20 protein-coding genes and 1 riboswitch are annotated in these 20,583 nt (G+C 47.7%); of the genes, 1 reads left to right on the forward strand and 19 read right to left on the reverse strand.

Features of this window, described 5'->3' with window-relative positions:
- Positions 1 to 87 precede the first annotated feature (87 nt).
- The 6 genes from gerE to MHI30_RS15215 all read right to left on the reverse strand — a co-directional run bounded on the left by gerE (position 88) and on the right by MHI30_RS15215 (position 4,904).
- A complete protein-coding gene (gerE, locus tag MHI30_RS15190; protein ID WP_003184172.1) occupies positions 88 to 312 on the reverse strand; it encodes a spore germination transcription factor GerE in 225 nt (74 codons plus the stop codon).
- Positions 313 to 487: 175 nt separating this feature from the next.
- Positions 488 to 1,186, reverse strand: coding sequence for an SDR family NAD(P)-dependent oxidoreductase (locus MHI30_RS15195; RefSeq protein ID WP_075752006.1), 699 nt, complete (start codon positions 1,184 to 1,186; stop codon positions 488 to 490).
- A 17-nt stretch (positions 1,187 to 1,203) separates the two neighbouring features.
- A complete protein-coding gene (locus MHI30_RS15200) occupies positions 1,204 to 1,674 on the reverse strand; it encodes a thioesterase family protein (protein ID WP_075752005.1) in 471 nt (156 codons plus the stop codon).
- A gap of 63 nt (positions 1,675 to 1,737) precedes the next feature.
- The gene (gene sdhB, locus MHI30_RS15205) at positions 1,738 to 2,502 is read right to left on the reverse strand and encodes a succinate dehydrogenase iron-sulfur subunit (RefSeq protein ID WP_075752004.1); all 765 of its coding nucleotides are present in this window, start codon (positions 2,500 to 2,502) and stop codon (positions 1,738 to 1,740) included.
- A complete protein-coding gene (gene sdhA / locus MHI30_RS15210) occupies positions 2,499 to 4,262 on the reverse strand; it encodes a succinate dehydrogenase flavoprotein subunit (protein ID WP_020452492.1) in 1,764 nt (587 codons plus the stop codon). Before sdhA ends, sdhB begins: the two co-directional genes overlap by 4 nt.
- A 33-nt stretch (positions 4,263 to 4,295) precedes the next feature.
- On the reverse strand, positions 4,296 to 4,904 hold the full coding sequence (locus MHI30_RS15215; RefSeq protein WP_075752003.1) for a succinate dehydrogenase cytochrome b558 subunit: 609 nt from the start codon (positions 4,902 to 4,904) through the stop codon (positions 4,296 to 4,298).
- 301 nt (positions 4,905 to 5,205) lie between these two features.
- Between MHI30_RS15215 and MHI30_RS15220 the strand changes: the two genes are divergently transcribed.
- Entirely contained in the window at positions 5,206 to 5,649 is a 444-nt protein-coding gene (locus tag MHI30_RS15220) for a YslB family protein (RefSeq protein ID WP_003184184.1), read from the forward strand.
- 44 nt (positions 5,650 to 5,693) lie between these two features.
- Here the strand turns inward: MHI30_RS15220 and MHI30_RS15225 are convergent, their stop codons facing one another.
- From MHI30_RS15225 to zapA, 13 genes are all read right to left on the reverse strand, one after another.
- Positions 5,694 to 6,923, reverse strand: coding sequence for an aspartate kinase (locus tag MHI30_RS15225; protein WP_003184185.1), 1,230 nt, complete (start codon positions 6,921 to 6,923; stop codon positions 5,694 to 5,696).
- Between the two features lie 149 nt (positions 6,924 to 7,072).
- Positions 7,073 to 7,252: riboswitch (Lysine riboswitch) on the reverse strand.
- Between the two features lie 64 nt (positions 7,253 to 7,316).
- A complete protein-coding gene (gene uvrC / locus MHI30_RS15230; protein ID WP_016885566.1) occupies positions 7,317 to 9,089 on the reverse strand; it encodes an excinuclease ABC subunit UvrC in 1,773 nt (590 codons plus the stop codon).
- A 142-nt stretch (positions 9,090 to 9,231) separates the two neighbouring features.
- Positions 9,232 to 9,546 (reverse strand): thioredoxin, encoded by a 315-nt coding sequence (trxA, locus tag MHI30_RS15235; protein ID WP_003184189.1) that lies wholly within the window; start codon positions 9,544 to 9,546, stop codon positions 9,232 to 9,234.
- Positions 9,547 to 9,756: 210 nt separating this feature from the next.
- Positions 9,757 to 10,734 carry an electron transfer flavoprotein subunit alpha/FixB family protein gene (locus MHI30_RS15240; protein ID WP_075752002.1) on the reverse strand — a complete coding sequence of 326 codons (978 nt, stop codon included), beginning with the start codon at positions 10,732 to 10,734 and terminating at the stop codon, positions 9,757 to 9,759.
- Between the two features lie 49 nt (positions 10,735 to 10,783).
- The gene (locus tag MHI30_RS15245; protein ID WP_003184191.1) at positions 10,784 to 11,557 is read right to left on the reverse strand and encodes an electron transfer flavoprotein subunit beta/FixA family protein; all 774 of its coding nucleotides are present in this window, start codon (positions 11,555 to 11,557) and stop codon (positions 10,784 to 10,786) included.
- 31 nt (positions 11,558 to 11,588) lie between these two features.
- Positions 11,589 to 12,365 carry an enoyl-CoA hydratase gene (locus MHI30_RS15250; protein WP_009329335.1) on the reverse strand — a complete coding sequence of 259 codons (777 nt, stop codon included), beginning with the start codon at positions 12,363 to 12,365 and terminating at the stop codon, positions 11,589 to 11,591.
- A gap of 2 nt (positions 12,366 to 12,367) precedes the next feature.
- On the reverse strand, positions 12,368 to 12,970 hold the full coding sequence (locus MHI30_RS15255; protein WP_003184196.1) for a TetR/AcrR family transcriptional regulator: 603 nt from the start codon (positions 12,968 to 12,970) through the stop codon (positions 12,368 to 12,370).
- Positions 12,971 to 13,111: 141 nt separating this feature from the next.
- The gene (locus tag MHI30_RS15260) at positions 13,112 to 14,791 is read right to left on the reverse strand and encodes an AMP-binding protein (protein ID WP_075752001.1); all 1,680 of its coding nucleotides are present in this window, start codon (positions 14,789 to 14,791) and stop codon (positions 13,112 to 13,114) included.
- A 209-nt stretch (positions 14,792 to 15,000) separates the two neighbouring features.
- Positions 15,001 to 15,405: a DUF350 domain-containing protein gene (locus MHI30_RS15265; protein WP_003184198.1), complete on the reverse strand. Its 405-nt coding sequence runs from the start codon at positions 15,403 to 15,405 to the stop codon at positions 15,001 to 15,003.
- A gap of 18 nt (positions 15,406 to 15,423) precedes the next feature.
- A complete protein-coding gene (locus MHI30_RS15270) occupies positions 15,424 to 17,781 on the reverse strand; it encodes an endonuclease MutS2 (protein ID WP_075752000.1) in 2,358 nt (785 codons plus the stop codon).
- 16 nt (positions 17,782 to 17,797) lie between these two features.
- Positions 17,798 to 19,513, reverse strand: coding sequence for a DNA polymerase/3'-5' exonuclease PolX (polX, locus tag MHI30_RS15275; RefSeq protein ID WP_075751999.1), 1,716 nt, complete (start codon positions 19,511 to 19,513; stop codon positions 17,798 to 17,800).
- Positions 19,514 to 19,656: 143 nt separating this feature from the next.
- Positions 19,657 to 20,193, reverse strand: a complete 537-nt coding sequence (locus tag MHI30_RS15280) for a CvpA family protein (RefSeq protein WP_075752499.1) — start codon at positions 20,191 to 20,193, stop codon at positions 19,657 to 19,659.
- Between the two features lie 8 nt (positions 20,194 to 20,201).
- Positions 20,202 to 20,459 (reverse strand): cell division protein ZapA, encoded by a 258-nt coding sequence (gene zapA, locus MHI30_RS15285; protein WP_020452506.1) that lies wholly within the window; start codon positions 20,457 to 20,459, stop codon positions 20,202 to 20,204.
- Positions 20,460 to 20,583 lie beyond the last annotated feature (124 nt).

Genomic DNA, 20,583 nt, shown 5'->3' on the forward strand with positions numbered 1-20,583 from the left:
CAAGACTTCAACATGAATATACAAATTGCTCTTGAAAAAACAAATAACCGGTTCCCTTCTTGATACAAGAAGGAACACCGGCTCAATTTAGAGCTCTAGCTCACCCATTCGAAGAAGTTCAACAACAGCTTGCGAACGGCCTTTCACTCCCAATTTTTGCATTGCATTGGAAATGTGATTACGTACAGTCTTTTCACTTATAAAGAGCTCGCTTGCGATTTCCTTTGTTGTCTTGTCTTGAACGAGCAATTCGAACACTTCTCTTTCTCTTTTTGTTAGCAGCGGCTTTGATTGAAACTCTTTCTCCTTCAAGTATTGTAACCCTCCTTGCTAAGGTGAGAGCTGATCTGAAACGAATGGGTTTCGATATAGTCGTGATATCATATGAAACATACGCAAGGTCGGTGACGTTTCTGACGGAGAAAAGGGTTCCCTCAAACACCTATTTTTCAAATCATGATACAGGCATCGTTTCAGGGCTGAACTTCTAAGGAAGACATTTTAAAATCCAGGAGATCAGCCGCCATCTCTTCGTAATATATGCGTGCGTTTTCTTTTTCTGCACAGGGCTGATGATTTGTGCAGCCGCTTTTTCGGACGAAGCCGTCCAAAACAGGTGATCACCTTTTGCAAGTGCCGTGTCCACGAAGCCTGGCTGAATTTCGGTGACCACGATTTCATCACACCCAAGTTTTTTCACTTTTTGCCGGAGCCCTTTTAAGTAATTAGAAACGAATGCTTTTGAAGCGGCGTAGGTGACGGCTCCTCCGTTTCCTCTCAGCGCGGCAATGGATGAAATGCCGACTAAATGCCCTCTCCCGTTTTTGATAAAATGCTCCATCAACACGTTCGAGCAGGACACAAATCCCGTCACATTTACATCGATCGTTTCCTTTTCTTTGCTCCAATCCATTTCGCTTTCCAAATATCCAACACCTGAACAGATGAAGACTGCGTCTGCCCAATTCATCTCATCAAGCAGTTCTCTCAACAGTATAGGCGAGCGTTCGCTGTCGGCTGTATCGACCTTTTTAATGTATGAAGGTCCAGGGAGGTCGTCACGCAATTTGGCTAGCAGTTCATACCGTCTTGCTGCAAGACCGACTTCCACTCCCGCGGCTGACAGCTGCTTGGCAAGCGCTTTGCCAATTCCGGAACTCGCGCCGATGATCATCGATTTTTTCATTTTCCTCTCCTTGTCAATTATTTCTCAGGAAATGAGTCATTGCCAAGCAGTTTTGCTTTTTGTTCATTTGTCCATTTCACCGGTTTGCCCGTATCTTTCGCAATTTGCACCATAACCGCCTTCCCTGTGAAGCAAAGGCCGTCTTCCCCATTTTTCGCCGCATAGTGAAGGATGAGGGAGGCGTTGCCGACAGATGCTGTTTTGACGCCGATTTTCAAATGTTCATGAAGCATGACCTGCTGAAAATAATCGCATTGCTGGCTCGCCACGACGGGAATTGCCGCGCTCTTCGCGTCTGAAAGGCGGTCCATGACGCCCAGGTGCTTGAAATAGGAAATCCTCGCTTCCTCGAAATAGACAAACGGTGTGACATTGTTCATATGACCGAACATGTCCGTTTCTGAAAAACGGACGGATACTTCATCAAAAAAAGAAAATGACTGACACCATGTGTCAAACGGTTCTTCAATATATCCCGGCAGCTTCATTGTTTTTCATCCCCTTTGGTCATAAAAACACCTCTTCGGCTTGAAGAGGTGCGTTTTTTCGTGTTATTCCGTGTTGTCGCTTCCGAAGAAGTTTTTAAACGCCTGAACGGTCGTATCCCTGTTTAACGCAGCGATTGAGGTTGTGAGCGGGATGCCTTTCGGACATGACTGCACGCAGTTTTGCGAATTTCCGCATTCGGCCAGTCCGCCGTCCCCCATAATCGCTTCAAGCCGTTCCGATTTGTTCATCGCGCCTGTCGGATGGGTGTTGAATAAGCGGACTTGCGAGAGCGGCGCAGGTCCCATAAAGTTTGTTTTATCGTTCACGTTTGGACAAGCTTCAAGACATACGCCGCAAGTCATGCATTTTGACAGCTCATACGCCCACTGCCTTCTTCTTTCCGGCATTCTCGGTCCCGGTCCGAGGTCATATGTGCCGTCGATCGGCACCCATGCTTTGACTTTCTTTAATGAATCAAACATGCGGCTCCGGTCCACTTGAAGGTCACGGACAACCGGGAATGTTTTCATCGGTTCAAGGCGGATCGGCTGCTCAAGCTGGTCGATCAGCGCTGTACAGGACTGTCTCGGCTTGCCGTTGATCACCATCGAGCAAGCGCCGCACACTTCCTCGAGACAGTTCATATCCCAAGCAATCGGCGACGTTTTTTCCCCTTTTGCATTAACCGGGTTCCTTCTGATTTCCATCAAAGCGGAAATGACGTTCATATTCGGACGGTATGGAATTTCAAACTCTTCCTGGTAAGGACTAGAATCCGATGTATCCTGACGAGTGATGATAAACTTGATTGTCTTATTTTCACTCATGATTTCGCCACCTTTTTCTTCGAGTAATCCCGTTTACGCGGTGCGATTAATGAAACATCGACATCCTCATAATGGAATTTCGGGGCTTCAAAATCGCCTGCATGTTTCGCCATTGTTGTTTTCAGCCATTCCTCGTCATTACGTTCAGGGAAATCCGGTTTATAATGGGCGCCGCGGCTCTCATTCCGGTTGTATGCACCGAGCGTGATCACCCGTGCCAATTGCAGCATGTTGTGCAGCTGGCGCGTGAATACGGCGCCCTGGTTGCTCCATTTTGCCGTATCGTTGATATTGATGTTTTGGTAGCGCTCTGCAAGCTCTTGGATTTTTTCATCCGTTTTCAGCAGCTTGTCATTGTGGCGCACAACCGTCACGTTGTCTGTCATCCATTCGCCGAGCTCTTTATGAAGGACATAAGCATTTTCATTGCCGTCCATTTTCATAATGTCAGCCCACTTTTCTTCTTCCTTTTTGACGCAGCTGTCGAAAACGGAAGAAGACAGATCTTCTGCGGATGTTTCAAGACCTTGAATGTATTCAACGGCTTTCGGACCTGCCACCATGCCGCCGTAAATGGCTGACAAGAGCGAGTTCGCGCCCAGGCGGTTTCCGCCGTGCATTGAATAATCGCATTCTCCTGCGGCAAACAGTCCTGGAATGTTGGTCATCTGATTGTAGTCGACCCAGAGTCCGCCCATTGAGTAGTGGACCGCAGGGAAAATCTTCATCGGCAGCTTGCGCGGATCGTCACCCATGAATTTTTCATAGATTTCAATGATTCCGCCCAGCTTGATGTCCAATTCCTTCGGATCTTTATGGGAAAGATCGAGATAAACCATGTTTTCGCCGTTGATGCCGAGCTTTTGTCTGACGCATACATCAAATATTTCACGAGTCGCAATATCACGCGGCACAAGGTTTCCGTATGCCGGATATTTCTCTTCGAGGAAATACCAAGGCTTGCCGTCTTTGTACGTCCAGACTCGTCCGCCTTCACCGCGCGCCGATTCGCTCATCAGACGGAGCTTGTCGTCTCCCGGAATGGCGGTCGGGTGGATCTGGATGAATTCTCCGTTCGCATAGTAAGCCCCCTGCTGGTAAACGATCGAAGCGGCTGATCCGGTATTGATCATCGAGTTCGTCGATTTTCCGAAGATGATGCCCGGTCCCCCGGTCGCCATGATGACCGCGTCTGAACGGAACGACTCGATTTCCATCGTCGTCAGATTTTGGGCGACGATGCCCCGGCACGCATTGTCATCATCAAGAACAGCTCCGAGAAACTCCCAGCCTTCATATTTCGAAACAAGCCCTTCGACTTCAAAGCGGCGAACCTGCTCATCCAGCGCGTACAAGAGCTGCTGTCCGGTCGTCGCCCCCGCATATGCCGTTCTGTGATGCTGAGTTCCCCCGAAGCGCCGGAAGTCAAGCAGCCCTTCAGGTGTTCTGTTAAACATGACGCCCATGCGGTCAAGCAAATGAATAATCGACGGCGCCGCGTCACACATCGCTTTGACCGGCGGCTGGTTGGCCAGAAAGTCGCCACCGTAAACGGTATCGTCAAAATGCTCCCAAGGGGAGTCGCCTTCACCTTTTGTATTGACCGCTCCGTTGATTCCGCCCTGCGCACATACGGAATGTGAGCGCTTAACGGGAACGATCGAAAATAGTTTTACATTTGTTCCTGCTTCCGCAGCTTTAATGGTCGCCATCAGACCCGCAAGTCCTCCGCCGACAACGATGATGCTTGAATTGCTCATGCCTGCCCCACTCCCTCTAGTAATCTAGTTCTTTTACACAAATGCCAAAATCGCTCTCAGCCCTACATAGGACAGCACAACAAAGACTCCCATTGTCACAAACGTGGCGATTCGCTGTGAGCGGGGAGAAACGGTGATTCCCCAAGTGACAGCAAACGACCATAAACCGTTTGAAAAGTGGAAGATTGTTGAGAGGACACCTACAATGTAAAAGCCGAGCATGATCGGGGAGCTCAAAATATCAGCCATCATGTCAAAGTTCACCTCTGCCCCCATTTGGGCGGCAATCCGTGTTTGCCACACGTGCCAGCTGACAAAAATCAAGGTAATGATTCCTGTAATCCGCTGCAGAACGAACATCCAGTTTCTAAAAAATCCGAATCTGTTCGCATTGTTTTTCGCTGTAAAAGCTATGTATACTCCATAAACAGCATGATAAATCAGCGGAAGGAAAATCACGAAGATTTCCAAAGCGTACCTGAACGGCAGGTTTTCCATAAAATGAGCGGCGTTATTAAACGCCTCTTCTCCGCTTGCCGCAAAATGGTTGACAACCAAATGCTGGATTAAAAATATGCCCACCGGTATGACGCCAAGCAAAGAATGCAGTCTTCGATAAACAAACTCTCTGTTCCCGGCCATTGCTTTACCCCCTAGTTGAAAAGTGCAGTAAAAATGAAAGGTCTCCTATCCCCCGTCCTGTTTCAAATATCGCACTTTGTTAAGTTTTTATGACAATTTCATTTTACTCCTATGAGAAATAGGCGTCAAGAAAACGCGTACATAAATTGAAATTTTCTAAAATTTAATCATATTTTAGAAAATTTTATTTTATCAAAATATAAATATATCAGATTTTTTTCTTCCTAAATGCATGTCTCCGCTGTAATCTTTCACCCCATTTAAGCTATAATAAACGGAGAAAAGAGGGGAGACATTGGATATGAATAAATATGAAGCAAACTTAGCGCAATTAAAAGAGCTGGAAGTCTCCGCATATGGCTATGAGTTGATCAGGGAAGTGCTGCTTCCCGATATGCTGGGACAAGACTACGCAGATATGATGTACTGGGCGGGAAAAAAGCTCGCCCGCAAGTTCCCGCTTGAATCCCGGGAGGATCTTCCCGCTTTCTTTCAGGATGCAGGCTGGGGAACGCTTGCGATCGTCCATTCAAAAAAACAGGAGCTTGAGTTTGAACTCGAAGGCCCGCTGGTTTCAAACCGCCTCAAGTATCAAAAGGAGCCCTGCTTTCAGCTTGAAGCCGGGTTTATCGCCGAGCAAATCCAGCTGATGAACGAACAAATTGCCGAATCTTATGAACAGGTGAAAAAAAGAGCCGGAAAAGTGGTTTTAACGGTGAAATGGGATTTGAAAGACCCGGCATAACTATGCAAAAAGGCGGAGACTGCAAAAGTCCCGCCTTTTTCTTTTTAAATGACTGCTGTCTGCTTCGACAGTTCAAAAGCATCATGCAGCGCTTCAACGGCTTTCACCATATCGCCTTCGTTGACGACAGTCGAAACTTTGATTTCGGATGTGCTGACCATTTTGACCTGGATGTTTTTTTCCGCCAGCACAGCGAACATTTCCGCTGCTACTCCCGGGTTGGAGATCATGCCAGAACCGACGATCGACACTTTGGCAAGCCTGTTTTCCGTTTCAATCTGTTCATAGTCGAGCGCGTCTTTGTATTCTTCGAGAACTTCAACCGTCCGTTTTAAGTCTTCCGTTTTCACTGAGAAAGAAATCGACGTTTTGCTTGTGCCTGTCACCGATTGAATGATGATGTCAACGTTGATGTTCTGTTTGGCGAGCGTTGTAAAAATCGTTGACAGCGTCGTCAGGCCGCTCGCCAGGCCGCATACGGTCACGCGTGTGATCTGATCTTCAAATGCAATGCCTCTTACGATTAAATTCTGTTCCATTGATGATTCCTCCTCGATTAATGTGCCGGCTTCTTTTTCGGTGCTTGAACGGACTTCCAAAGGCACCTGGTAGTTTTTCGCAAATTCAACAGCTCTCGGATGAAGGACGCCTGCTCCAAGATTGGCAAGCTCCAGCATTTCATCGTAGGAGATTCCGGCCAGCTTCCGCGCTGTTTTCACATAGCGGGGATCCGTCGTGAAAACCCCCGGCACATCGGTGTAAATGTCGCATTTATCAGCTTTCAGGGCTGCTGCGAGGGCAACGGCTGTCGTATCTGATCCGCCTCTGCCGAGCGTTGTGATTTCGCCTTCCGCTGTGACGCCCTGGAATCCGGCGACAACGGCGATTTTCCCTTCATTCAGGCGCTCTTTCAGCTTGGCTGTATCAATGTTCGTAATTCTTGCGTTGCCGTGAATATTTTCGGTTTCGATGCCGGCCTGCCAGCCTGTATAGGAAACCGCATCATACCCCTTGTTCTGCAAAGCCATTGTCAACAGCGAAATCGTCACCTGCTCTCCTGTTGTCAGCAGCATGTCCATTTCCCTGCTGCTCGGCTGCTCGGTGATTTCCTTGGCAAGCGCGACGAGGGAGTCCGTCGATTTGCCCATCGCCGAAACGACGACGACAACATCATGACCGCGCTGTTTTTCTTCGATGACGCGGTTTGCGACATTCAATATTTTTTCCACTGACCCTACGGAAGTTCCGCCAAATTTTTGGACGATGAGACCCATCAAATACCACCCTTTTTGTTTTCGTTCGTGTTTGTTTATGTATGAAGAGGAAAGCTTGACCGGCGGCCTGTACGGTTTTTTTTGCACAAAAAAAGCAACGAGAGAATTCCCTCATTGCTTTAACCAACAAAAATGCCGATGATCTTAAACAACGAGATAGCTCTCCAAGAAATGATTTCTTGACAGCCTCACATTTATTCAATGTAAAGCCAGCAGGAAAAACGAGTGGATTTTTCCCCGCTTCGGCGACGCTCCCCTTTCGGCTTTCTTCATCGGAATCCATCTTCCTCATCAAGCCTACTCTTGAAGTTCGCACCTCTATCTTCACCATATCACACGATCTTATTATGAAATTAGTACAAATTCTATCAGATTCTTTTTAAAAGTTCAACATTATTTTTTCAATGCCTCTTCGATCAGCTGCGCCGTTTTCAGAGGTATGCCGAGCTTGCGGATATCTTCGGCGCTCGCTTCCTTCATTTTCTTAACGGAACCGAAATGTTTTAACAGCAGTTTTTTCCGCTGTTCGCCGACGCCCGGTATGCCGTCCAGCACCGATTGAAATGCGCTTTTTCCCCTGAGCTGCCTGTGGAAGCTGATCGCAAACCTGTGCACTTCGTCCTGAATGCGCTGAAGCAGGTAAAATTCCTGGCTGTTCCGCTCAAGCTGGACGATCTCAAGGGGATCGCCGATCAAAAGGTTGGATGTTCTGTGCTTATCGTCTTTCACCAGACCGGCAACAGGGACATCGAGACCCAGTTCATTTTCCAGAACGTCAAGGGCGGCAGACACCTGCCCCTTTCCGCCGTCGATCAAAATTAAATCAGGCAGCGGCAGATTCTCTTTCAGCACCCTTGTATATCTTCTTCTGATGACTTCGCGCATTGATCCGTAGTCGTCAGGACCTTCAACCGTCTTGATCTTATATTTGCGGTACTCTTTTTTATGCGGTTTTCCATCGAGAAATACAACCATGGCCGAAACAGGGTCCGTTCCTTGAATATTTGAGTTATCAAACGCTTCAATTCTGTATGGCGTGTAGATGTCCAGCGCTTTTCCGAGCTTTTCAATCGCGCCGATCGTCCGCTCTTCATCCCGTTCAATGAGCGAAAACTTCTCCTTCAAAGCGAGCTTTGCATTTTTATGGGCAAGGAGCAGCAGGTCTTTTTTCGCTCCTCTTTTCGGCTGGCGCACATTCACGTCCAAAAGCTCCTCAATCATGTCCTTGTCGACGCTGTCAGGCACCAAAATTTCCTTCGGAAGAAAATGGTTGTTTTTGGAGTAAAATTGCCCGATGAATGTCAGAAATTCCTCGTCTGCTTCCCTGTATAAAGGAAACATGCTGACATCTCTTTCAATCAATTTGCCCTGCCTGATGAAGAAGACCTGGACGCACATCCAGCCCTTGTCATACGAATAGGCAAATACATCGCGGTCAACCATGTCATTCAGCATCATTTTCTGTTTTTCCATCGTTGACTCGATATGGGCAATTTGATCGCGGAATTCTTTCGCCCGTTCAAACTGCAGGTTTTCCGAGGCTTCGAGCATTTTTGCTTCAAGCTCTTTCTTCACTTCATTGTAGCCGCCTTTTAAAAAGCGGGTAATTTCTTCTGTGAGCTGTCTGTTTGTCTCTTCAGACACATCATATACGCATGGCGCCAGACATTGTCCGAGATGATAGTACAAACAGACGCGGTCAGGCAGCTTGGCGCACTTTCTGAGCGGATAGAGGCGGTCCAGCAGCTTTTTTGTTTCCCTCGCAGCCTGGACATTGGGGTACGGCCCGAAATAGCGGCCTTTGTCTTTTTTGACCTTCCTTGTGACAATCAGCTTCGGATGCCGCTCGTTCGTGATTTTAATGAACGGGTAGCTTTTATCATCTTTAAGCATCACGTTATATTTCGGGTCGTACTTTTTGATTAAATTCATTTCAAGAATGAGCGCTTCGATGTTCGAGGATGTGACAATGTATTCGAAGTCTTCAATTTCACTGACAAGACGCTGTGTTTTGGCATCATGGGACCCGCTGAAATAGGAGCGGACCCTGTTTTTTAAGATTTTCGCTTTCCCGACGTAGATGACGGTATCCTGCCTGTCTTTCATCAAGTAGCAGCCAGGCTGATCCGGAAGAAGGGCCAGCTTTTCTTTGATTTTTTTGTTCATCAAAAATCCTTCCTTATTTCGGCGTTTTTCCTTCATTTAAGTTTACCATGACCGACCGTACGTTCGCCACAAATGGAGAAAGAAGATGACTTGTAAGAAAAAAGCGATCCCTTTGGAATCGCCTTTTTCACAGGTTTCTATTTTACAAATGTTTGTTGACCAGTTCTTCAAGCGCTTCTTTCGGTTTAAAGCCGACAGATGTTTCGACCACTTCGCCGTCTTTTAGTACGAGGAGAGTCGGGATGCTCATCACGCCGTATTTGCCGGCAGTTTCTTGGTTTTCGTCAACATCGATTTTTACGATTTTCAGTTTGTCTCCCATTTCTTGATCAAGCTCTTCAAGTACCGGCGCGATCATTTTACAAGGTCCGCACCAAGGAGCCCAAAAGTCGGCAAGAACTACGCCTTCGCTTGTTTCAGATGAGAATGTTTGATCAGTTGCTTTTACGATAGCCATTCTTTCATTCCTCCAATTGTGAAATTATGCTTTTTAGTATAGCATCTCCCTTTGGTTCACGCTAACATAATGCTTGATTATACGTTTCCCTATCTGCACAGTTTTACACATCGGGATTTTAGCCTTTCTGAAAATGTCCATATCCCATGTTATTTTGCAGAAGGCGGAAATGTGCCTATGTAAAAGCCGGCCATTCAGGCCGGCTTTTGATCAAGTGCTGACGCTCAGCTTTTTAAATTCCTCCGTGAGCAGCGGAACAATTTCAAATAAGTCGCCGACGATCCCGTAGTCGGCAATTTTAAAGATATCGGCTTCCGGATCTTTGTTGATGGCAACGATGATTTTACTGTTTGACATCCCTGCGAGGTGCTGAATTGCTCCTGAAATGCCGCAGGCAATATATAAGTCTGGTGTCACGACTTTGCCGGTCTGGCCGATTTGAAGCGAATAGTCGCAGTAGTCTGCGTCACAGGCTCCCCTTGAAGCGCCGACCGCGCCGCCCAGTACGTCGGCAAGCTCCTGCAGCGGTTTAAAGCCTTCCTCGCTTTTGACGCCGCGGCCTCCGGCTACGATGATTTTCGCTTCAGACAAATCGACGCCTTCGGACGTTTTTTTGACAATGTCTTTGATAACCGTTCTGATGTCCCGAATATCCGCTTCGATGCTATCGACCTCTCCCGTCCGCGTCTCATCTTTGTCGAGCGGGGCGATATTATTCGGTCTGATCGTTGCAAAAATCGTTTCATCTTCGGAAATGATCCGTTCAAACGCTTTGCCCGAGTAAATCGGCCTTGTAAACACGATGTTGCCGCCGGCCACTTCGACATCGACGGCATCCGATATCAGCCCTGTTCCCATACGGGCTGAAAGCTTCGGCGACAAGTCTTTTCCCATTGACGTATGTCCGAAAATGATGACGTCCGGATTCTCGCGTTCTATGATCGGCAACAAGGCTTGAACATAGCCGTCAGACGTATAGTTTTTCAAGAGCGGGTTTTCGGCTGTAAGCACTCTGTCAGCGCCGTAATGGATCAGTTCTGCCGCATGACTTGAAACGCTTTCACCGAACAGTACGCCGATCACCTCTCCCCCTTCGGCAACCGTTTTTCCTGCGGCTATCGCTTCGAAAGTCACATTCCTCAACGAACCGTCTCTGAACTCTCCCAATACGATAACTTTTTTGCTCATGTCCATTTCCCCCTGTATTTTAATGACCGTGTTATTTCTCCCTTCGGCTTCATACGACCTTTGCTTCGCTTCTCAGCAGTGATACAAGTTCTGCCGCCTGCTGCTCCGGCTCCCCTTCAAGGATTTTCCCGGCTTCTTTTTTCGGAGGCAGGAACCGTTCGATCGTTTTTGTTTTCGCAGCCACGTCTTCTTCGTCGATGTCGAGATCATCAAGCTCAAGCTCCTCGAGAGGCTTTTTCTTTGCCTTCATGATTCCCGGAAGAGACGGATAACGCGGCTCGTTCAACCCCTGCTGTGCAGTCGCTACGATTGGAAGCGATGTTTGGATCACTTCAAGATCGCCCTCGGCGTCGCGTTCCGCTTCAACATCTCCGCCGTTTACCGTCAGCTTTGTAATCGTCGTAATACAAGGAATGCCCAGCAGTTCGGCCAAACGAGGCGCAACCTGTCCCGATCCCCCGTCGATCGCCACATTCCCGCCGAGTATAATGTCGTACTCGCGGTCTTTCAAATAGTTGTAAAGGATGGCTGAAGCCGTATATTGGTCCGCTTCTTCCACGTCGTCTTCAATGTTGATCAGAACGGCTTTGTCGCACCCCATCGCCAGAGCCGTCCTGAGTTCTTTTTCAGCTTCTTCCTCGCCGACTGTCACGACCGTAATTTCACCGCCGTGCTTCTCTTTCAACTGGAGCGCTTCTTCAATGGCGTACTCATCGTACGGATTGATGATGAATTCCGCTCCGTCCGTGTTGATTTCCCCTTGTTCGATCTGAATTTTCTCCTCTGTATCAAACGTGCGCTTCATTAAGACATAAATGTTCATGTTCTGTTCATCCCCTTTGTTTTCACGTTTGTTATTTCCCTTTAAAATGCGGCTTCCGCTTTTCAAGAAATGCCTGAATCCCTTCCTTCGCATCCTCGGATTGGAACACTTCGCCGAAGTATTTCCCTTCTAGCTTGAGGCCTCCTTCATACGAATACACTTTGCTCGAATTCAGGAGTTCAATGACATAAGCCATCGTCTGCGGACTTTTTTCAGCGAATTTTTGTGCGAGCTCTTTTGCCTTTTGCAGCACTTCTTCTTCATTCGCCGCCAAAATCGTGACAAGACCGTATTCAAAAGCTTCCTTGCCGGATATCGGCTCTGATGTCCCGATCATTTCAAGCGCTTTGGCGGTGCCCACATACTTGGGAAGGCGCTGCGTTCCCGCAAAGCCGGGAATGATTCCGAGATTCAGTTCGGGAAGGCCGAGCTTTGCGCTTTCCTCGGCAATCCGGATGTGGCATGCCATCGCTAGCTCAAGACCGCCTCCAAGAGCGGCCCCGTGAATCGCGGCGATCACCGGTTTTGGAAAAGATTCTACTTTTTCGAAAATCTGCTGGCCCTTATCAGCCAAATTTGCATAATCAGACCCGTCCATCAATGATGTAAACTCTTTAATATCAGCGCCTGCCGAGAAAAATCTTCCTTCCCCGTGAATAACGACGCTTCTGACATCCTGACGTTCTGAAAGTTCATCAAGGCATGCCGAAAGATCTTCAAGCACTTGCGTCGATAGCGCATTTGCCGGCGGGTGCTGAATCGTAATCGTCGCAACATGGCCGTCTACGGCGTATGATAATGCTGCCATTTTTATTCCTCCTCCTTCGTCTTTTGGCTGCTGAACCCGTGGATCAGCAATTCATGAATGCTGTCTGCCAGGTTTGGGAGATCGTATTTTTGATCATTCATCACCCAGGTTGTAACCGTCTCATCCACCGTACCGAAAATCATCTGCTTCGCAAGGCGGACGTCAAGCGTGCTTTTAAATTCTCCAGCTTCTTTTCCTTCGGTGATGATGTCTTCCAGGATCGTTAAGTACCCTTTGAGAATCTCATTGATTTTCAGCCTCAGCTCAAGATTCGACTGCCTCAGCTCAAGCTGGGTGACAATCGCGAGGTGGCGATCGCTGCTGAGCAGTTCAAAGTGCTTTTTGATGAACAGCGAAAGCTTTTCTGTCGCCGAATTTTTCGCTGTCATTTCTTCGCTCATCTGCTCGATAAACTGTCCCATTTTCTCTTTGAATAATGAGATGAGAATGTCTTCTTTGTTTTTAAAATAAAGATAAATGGTGCCGTCCGCCACCCCGGCCTGCTTGGCGATTTTTGAAACCTGCGCCTGATGGTATCCGTTTTCTGCAATCACAATGACAGCTGCGTCGATAATCTGCATATACTTTGGTCTCTTTTGTTTCAATTGGCTTCGTTCCTTTCAAATTAATGAATGAATACTCATTCATGAGTTAATCGTAAATAAAAATGGACGCTTTGTCAAGAAGCTAAAAGTAAATCGCATCACAAAAGCATGCCGTCAAAATCGACGGCAGACTTTGCTTTTTCAGACGCCGGTCTTTTCCTCTTGAACGAGCGCTCTTCTTAAAATCTTTCCGACCGCCGTTTTCGGAAGTTCGTCCCTGAACTCGTATACTTTTGGCACTTTATAAGGAGCGAGACGCGATCTGGCATATTCGTCCAATTCCTTCTCCGTTATTGTAACATGATCTTTCAGCACAACAAAAGCCTTAACCGTTTCCCCCCTGTATTCATCAGGGATGCCGGCAACGACCGCCTCCTGAACGGCTTCATGCTCGTAGAGCACTTCTTCGATTTCGCGCGGGTAGATGTTGTATCCCCCGGCAATGATCACGTCTTTTTTGCGGTCGACGATATAAAAGAAGCCGTCTTTATCCATGTAGCCGATGTCTCCGGTAAAAAACCAGCCGTCCCTTAGACTCTGAGCGGTTTCTTCATCATTGTTCCAGTAGCCTTTCATCACCTGCGGTCCTTTGACAGCGATTTCTCCATGCTCATAAGGCCCGAGAAAACCGCCGGTTTCTTCCGAATAGATAGCAGCGTCTGTACCAGGCCAAGGACACCCGATACTGCCCGCTTTATTCAAATCCCAAATAAAATTGGCGTGAGTGACCGGCGACGTTTCAGACATTCCATAACCTTCGACAAGCCTTCCGCCCGTCACCTTTTCAAACTGCTGTTTGACTTCAACAGGAAGCGCCGCAGATCCGCTCAAACAGCTCTTAATCGATGACAGATCGTATTGGTGAAGGTCGGGATGGTTCAACAGGGCGATATAAATCGTCGGCGCCCCCGGAAATATCGTCGGCTTTTCTTTATCGATCGTTTTCAGCGCTGCGCGCGCGTCAAATCTCGGCAGCAGGATCATTTCATACCCCTGCCTGATCGTGAAATTCAAGACGGCCGTCATTCCGTAGACGTGAAAAAACGGAACGATCCCCAGCACCTTCTCCTCCCCTTTATTCAATTGATAAAACCAGGCGGCGCACATCTCCATGTTGGCTAGTATGTTGCGGTGGCTGAGCATGACGCCTTTTGGCGTGCCTGTCGTTCCTCCGGTATACTGCAGGACGGCAATGTCGTGGGCCGGATCAATTTCAATACCGGGCGGTCCGCTTGGAACGGGGCGTTTCATGATGGTGCGGAAGAGGTGGGTCGTCTCATTTTCATTGATCTCAACGGACATTTGATTCTCTTTTTTTTGAACGATCGGGTACAGCAGATTTTTAGGGAAAGGCAGGTAATCTTTTATGCTTGTCGCAATGATGTGCCTAATGCTTGTTAGCGCTTTCATTTTATATGCCGCCGGGTACAGCATGTCGAGCGTAATGATGATGGTTGCCCCGCTGTCATGAAGCAGATGTTCAAGCTCCCTTTCCGTATACAGCGGATTTGTCTGGACGACGATGCCGCCGGAGAAAAGAACGCCGTAATACGCGATAACCGCCTGCGGGCAGTTCGGCAGCATGATCGATACTCTGTCTCCTTTTTGAATGCCGAGCGACAGCAGGTAATCTGCCATTTTTAAAGCATCCTCGTAAACTTCCCGGTACGAACGTTTTTTTCCGAGAAAATGAATCGCTGTTTTTTCTGAAAACTGCTGGGCGGATTGTTGCAGGATGGAATGGAGTGTTTGATCTTCAAATTGCAGCTCGTGAGGAATTTGTTCGGGATAATGACGCAGCCACGGTTTTTCAGTCTGCATAAGCTCCCCCCTTTTAAACAATATATTCTTGATTTGAGTATATCAAAACAATATTCAGAAAGTAATGATATTTTTTCATTTTTAAAAAGGCGCCCCTTTTTTAGGACACCTTTTTCAAGCATAAAAGATCATATAAATCAGGCCGATAACCACAAATACCCCAGCTGTAAAAAACAGGACTTTCGCTAATTTCTCCATGTTGATCCCCTTTAGATACCCGAAGCCACGACAAATGACAGGCCTACTGAAATGACGAATGAAATGAAGCCGACTGCGCGGTTGTCGTTTTCAATCTCCTTGTCAATTTTAAAGCGCGGCGTCAGAAATTCAAAAATGAAGTAGCCGATCAAAAGCAGGATAAAACCGAACAGCCCCCACCCCATCATTTGCAGCAGGGAATTATGCTGGCTGATCGATTTTTGCAGCACGTTGGCGATGCCTAAAATTTTTCCGCCTGTTGCCATCGCAACCGCCATGTTTCCTTTTTGAATCTCCTCCCAATTTTTATACGTGGTGACGAGTTCAAACACAGATAAAAATATCACAAGACACAAAACGGAAACACTGTAGTACGCGGCGATTTCCACAAGGTTGTTCTCCCAAAACTCTTTCATCCTTTTAGACTCCCTTTATTATTTTAATTCGACAATGGTGACTCCTGATCCTCCCTCTCCCGCTTCGCCGAACCGGGAGTTTTTCACATTGCGGTGGGATTTCAATAGGTCCTGGACGCCTTTTCGGAGGGCGCCGGTTCCTTTTCCGTGAATGATCGAGACTCTCGGATAGCCCGCAAGCACCGCATCATCCAAGTATTTTTCAACCCGGTGAAGCGCATTTTCATACCGCTCCCCCCTAAGGTCGAGTTCGAGCGAGACGTGATAACCTTTCCCTTTGACGGCGGCGATCGTTTTTTGTTTCTCGGGTTCGGGTGCCGATTTCAGGAATTCCAGATCCTTTTCCTTGACCTTCATTTTCAGGATGCCGATTTGCACATTCCATTCGGCCGCACCCGTTTTTTCGAGCAGCGTCCCTTTTTGGCCAAAGGTTAAAACTTTGACTTCATCGCCCGGTTTTAATTCGCGCTTGTCCGTTTTTTTCTGAGCCGGCTTTTTCGCTTTTTCAAACGAAGGCACAGCTTCTTCAAGGCGCTTTTTCGCCTCGATCAGCTCATGGTCTTTAAATGCTTTATGGTCTTCTTTGATCATGCGGAGCGACTGGATGATGTCGTCTGCTTCTTTCATCGCTGCTTTGACTTTTTCAGCCGCTTTTTGCTCCGCTTCTTCGTAGAGCTTGTCTTTTTTCTCCTGCCATTCGCTGATCTGCTGCTGCAGGTCGCGGTGAAGGGCTTCAGCTTCCGCGCGGATGGCTTCGGTCTCCTTGAGCTCCGCTTCTGCGCGCTTTTTGCTGTCTTCCAGCGATGCGATCATCGTATCAACTTCATTATGTTCGGCCGTCATCTCCGCTTTTGCGCGGGCGATCAGGTAATCAGGCAGCCCGAGGCGCTTCGAGATTTCGAACGCATTGCTTCGGCCGGGCACTCCGATTAAAAGCTTGTATGTCGGTGATAGTGTATCGATATCAAATTCGACGCTTGCATTAATGACATTTTCGCGATTGTAGCCGTATGCCTTCAGCTCCGGGTAATGGGTCGTGGCAATGACGCGTGCGCCTGTCTGGCACACCTCGTCAAGGATGCTGATCGCAAGGGCCGCGCCTTCCTGCGGGTCTGTTCCGGCACCGAGCTCGTCAAAAAGCACAAGGCTGTTTTCCGTCATGTCTTTCAAAATATCGACGATGTTGACCATATGCGACGAGAACGTACTTAAGCTTTGTTCGATTGACTGTTCATCGCCGATATCGGCAAATACTTGATCAAATACGGCGGTCTCTGATCCTTCTTCCGCCGGTACGTGCAATCCCGACTGCGCCATCATGGTCAAAAGCCCGAGCGTTTTGAGCGTCACCGTTTTCCCCCCCGTGTTCGGGCCCGTGATGACAATTGTCGTATACTCTCCGCCGAGCTCAATATCATTCGGAACGACCTCATCCAGGGGCAAAAGCGGGTGGCGGGCTTGAATCAGGCGGACATAGCCGTCAGCGTTGACAGCCGGTTTAACCGCTTTTGTCGCTTTTGCATATTTTGCTTTTGCAAAAATAAAGTCCAGCGTCTGAAGCACTTTGACATCGTGAAAGAGCTCATTTGTGTGCTCTGCCGTCTTTTCTGTCAGGACGCGCAAAATCCGTTCAATCTCCTGTTTTTCGTTTACTTTTGCCTGGCGAAGCGCATTGTTCATATCGACAATCGCCTGAGGCTCGACAAACAATGTCGCACCGGAAGAAGACTGATCGTGCACGATTCCTCCGTAGCTTGATCTGTACTCCTGTTTGACAGGAATGACGAAGCGGTCGTTGCGAATCGTGATGATCGTATCCGACAGCATTTTTTGCGCAGATGAAGAACGCAGCATCGATTCCAGCCGGTCCCTGATTCTTGATTCAAGCGTCCGCAGCTGGGTCCTGATTCCCCTTAACGTCTCTGATGCATGATCAAGCACTTCCCCATGATCATCGATACACGAATTGATGTCCCTTTCCAATTCGGAAAGCGGTATGAGCTTTTCTGCATATTGATGAAGATAAGGAATCTCAACCCCGTCTTCGAACAGGCCTTCAAGAAAGTGCTTCATCTGTTTTGCTGCGTATAGCAGACCCGATATTTCAGTCAATTCCGCCGGGCTTAAAATGCTGCCGATTTCTGCCCTTCTTAACGCTTTTCTAATGTCCGTAAGGCCGCCGAAAGGGGCGCTTCCTTTTAAACGCAGGACGGTTCCTGCTTCATCGACTTCTTCCTGCAGCTTTTTGACTTCTTCGAGCGAACGGGAAGGTTTGAGTTCCAAAAGCATTTCCTTCCCTAAAGAAGATGCCGCATGCTCTGTGAGCTGTTCTTTTACTTTATGAAATTCAAGTGCTGATAGCGCTTTTTGCTGCAACGTCCATTAAACCTCCTTAAGATCGATGGCGCGACAAAAATGCCTGGACTTCTTCAAAGGAGCGGGTATTTAATACATTGGCCTTTGGCGTCCATCCTTTTCTCGCTGCCGTAACGCCCGTTTTCATATCATCAAGCATCGCTGTGTTGTGGGCATCCGTATTAATAACGAGTGTCACTCCGGCAGCATTCGCTTTCATCAAGTGTTCCATCCTGAGATCGAGCCGTGCTGGATTTGCGTTCAGCTCCAAAGCTGTATTCGTTTTTTTCGCAAGCTCGATCAGCTGGTCAATATCGACTTCATAACCTGCCCTTCTTCCGATCAGACGGCCGGTCGGATGAGCGATAATGTCAACGTGCTGATTCATCAGCGCGGTTTCAAGCCGCTTCATGATCACGTGCTGCGGCTGTGAAAAGCTTGAATGGATCGAAGCAATGACAAGGTCCATTTCCGCCAGCAGCTCATCGTCATAATCAAGCGTTCCGTCAGGCAGGATGTCCATTTCCACGCCTTTAAAAATATGAAAATCGGTCAATTCCTTATTCAGTTCATCAATTTCTTTCGCCTGCATGCGCAGGCGCTCAGGCGTCAAACCGCCTGCGACTTTTAAATACTGGGAATGGTCTGTGATCGCCATATAGCGGTACCCTTTTGCCATGCAGGCTTCCGCCATTTCCCTGATCGAAAAAGCTCCGTCACTCCAAGCCGAGTGCATATGAAGGTCTCCTTGGATATCCTCGGCGGAAACGAGTCCGATGTCATCGCGATAGTCCTCGACTTCTCTTCCTGTCTCCCGCAGTTCGGGCGGAATAAACGGAAGCCCGAAATGGGCAAAAAACTCTTGTTCGCTTGAGAAAGTTTTAATTTCTCCAGTTTCAACGGTTTCGACGCCGTATTCACTGATTCTTTCGCCTTTTTCTTTGGCAAGCTGGCGCATTTTGATATTGTGGTCTTTTGATCCGGTAAAATGATGGAGCGTCGTTGGAAACTGTTCCTCTGTCACCAGCCGGAAATCCGCACTGATTTCGTATTCAAACGCAAATGTGAGAGACACTTTCGTATCTCCTGCGGCAATGACCTCCTTGATGTTCGAAAGCTTTAAGAGCCCTTCCCGGACAAGTTCCGGATCAGTGACAGCCATAATGTAATCGAGGTCTTTCACCGTTTCTTTGGCGCGGCGCAGGCTTCCGGCCCGCGAAAACTTGATGAGGCCCTGGAGCCCTTCAAGCTGCTCTTCGATGATGTCAGCGACGGCCAAAGCGACCGCGATCGGGTACCGTTCAGGGCGTTTCCCCGCTTCACCCAAAGCCTGCAGGATTTTTTCTTCCGTTTTTTTGCCGAATCCGGCAAGCCCCTGAACCTTTTGCTGTTCGCATGCCTCTTTTAAAGACGCCGCATCACAGACGCCGAGCTCCTGATACAGCTTGGCGATTTTTTTGCCGCCAAGACCCGGCAGCTTCAAAAGCGGGACAAGTCCTTCCGGAACCTCTTCCTTTAATCGTTCCAGCGTTCCGGACGCTCCCGTGTCCATATATTCCTTGATGACGGCGTACGTTCCTTTGCCGATCCCGGACAGGGCCATCATATCATCGATTTCCGAGAGGCTCCGGTCGTCTTGTTCAAGAGCTGCCGCAGCCTTTCTGAAAGCGGAGATTTTAAACGGGTTATCCCCTTTTAGTTCCATATATATCGCAATCGTTTCAAGCAATTTAATGATATCTTTTTTATGCATGCTGTTCACCTCTTGTTTCCCCTCGTTCATCCTGCTTCAATCATACAAATTTTTGGCTGATCCTACAACAAACAGGCCTATTCGACAGTTTCCGGGGTTCTCAAGAGCCCCGAAAAAAAACTTCCCTACAAACAGAGAAGTTTTTACAAAGATCCGTACTGATGCAGCAGATTGTTTAACATGTTTGATAAAAACGGTGTTTTATGAATGATCAAATCAGCCATCACCGATCCGGCCATCATGTTTTGCAGAACATCGATCGGCAGAAGCGTTCCGATGAACAGAACGACAAACACGAACAGATAGATTTCCGCAAAACCGAGCACGGCTCCGAGTACTTGGTTGATCTGTTTGAGAACCGGTATGCTTGCAACGGCATCCAGAAACGATGCGGCAATTCTCAAAAGGATAATCGTCAGGAAAAAGAGAATCAAAAACGCAATCATATTGTAATAAGCGCCTTCAAGGCTTCCGTTTACAAACGCCAGCGCAGACTGGCCGCCCGTAAAGTCGGGAGACGGAATCCAGCCGAGCTTAGGCGCAAGGTCGCCGTAATAGGTTACGGCCACAGCGATCGCTGCGATAAACGTAACCAAACGGATAAACTGGCGGATAAACCCTCTTTTGAGTCCAATAAACAAACCGGACAAAAGCAAAATGATAATGATGATATCTAGCATCGTGATGTTCAATCCTTTTCTTTAATTTGTCCTTTTAATCTCTCAAGCTCTTCCTTCAGCTTCAAATAATCGTGAACCACATTTACAGCCGTCAAAACGGCCAGTTTATTTATATCAAGATACGGATTTTTTTCGTTGATTTCTCTCATTTTATCATCCACAATCGAGGCAACGTGCCTCATATGGCTCTTGCTCTCATCGCCGATAATTGTGAATTGCTGACCGTAGATGTCAACTGTTGTTTTCGTTTTTTGACCATCAGACAACGTTTCTCCTCCATTCCAATTATGCGAGAATCCTAGTCTATATCATAACATGTTTAGAGATTGAATGGAAAGACGAGCCCTCCGCTGTTATGATACACTTATAAAAACAATGATTTAGCCTGTT

The organism is Bacillus sp. FSL L8-0528 (assembly GCF_038593085.1).
Classification (GTDB): Bacteria; Bacillota; Bacilli; order Bacillales; family Bacillaceae; genus Bacillus; species Bacillus paralicheniformis.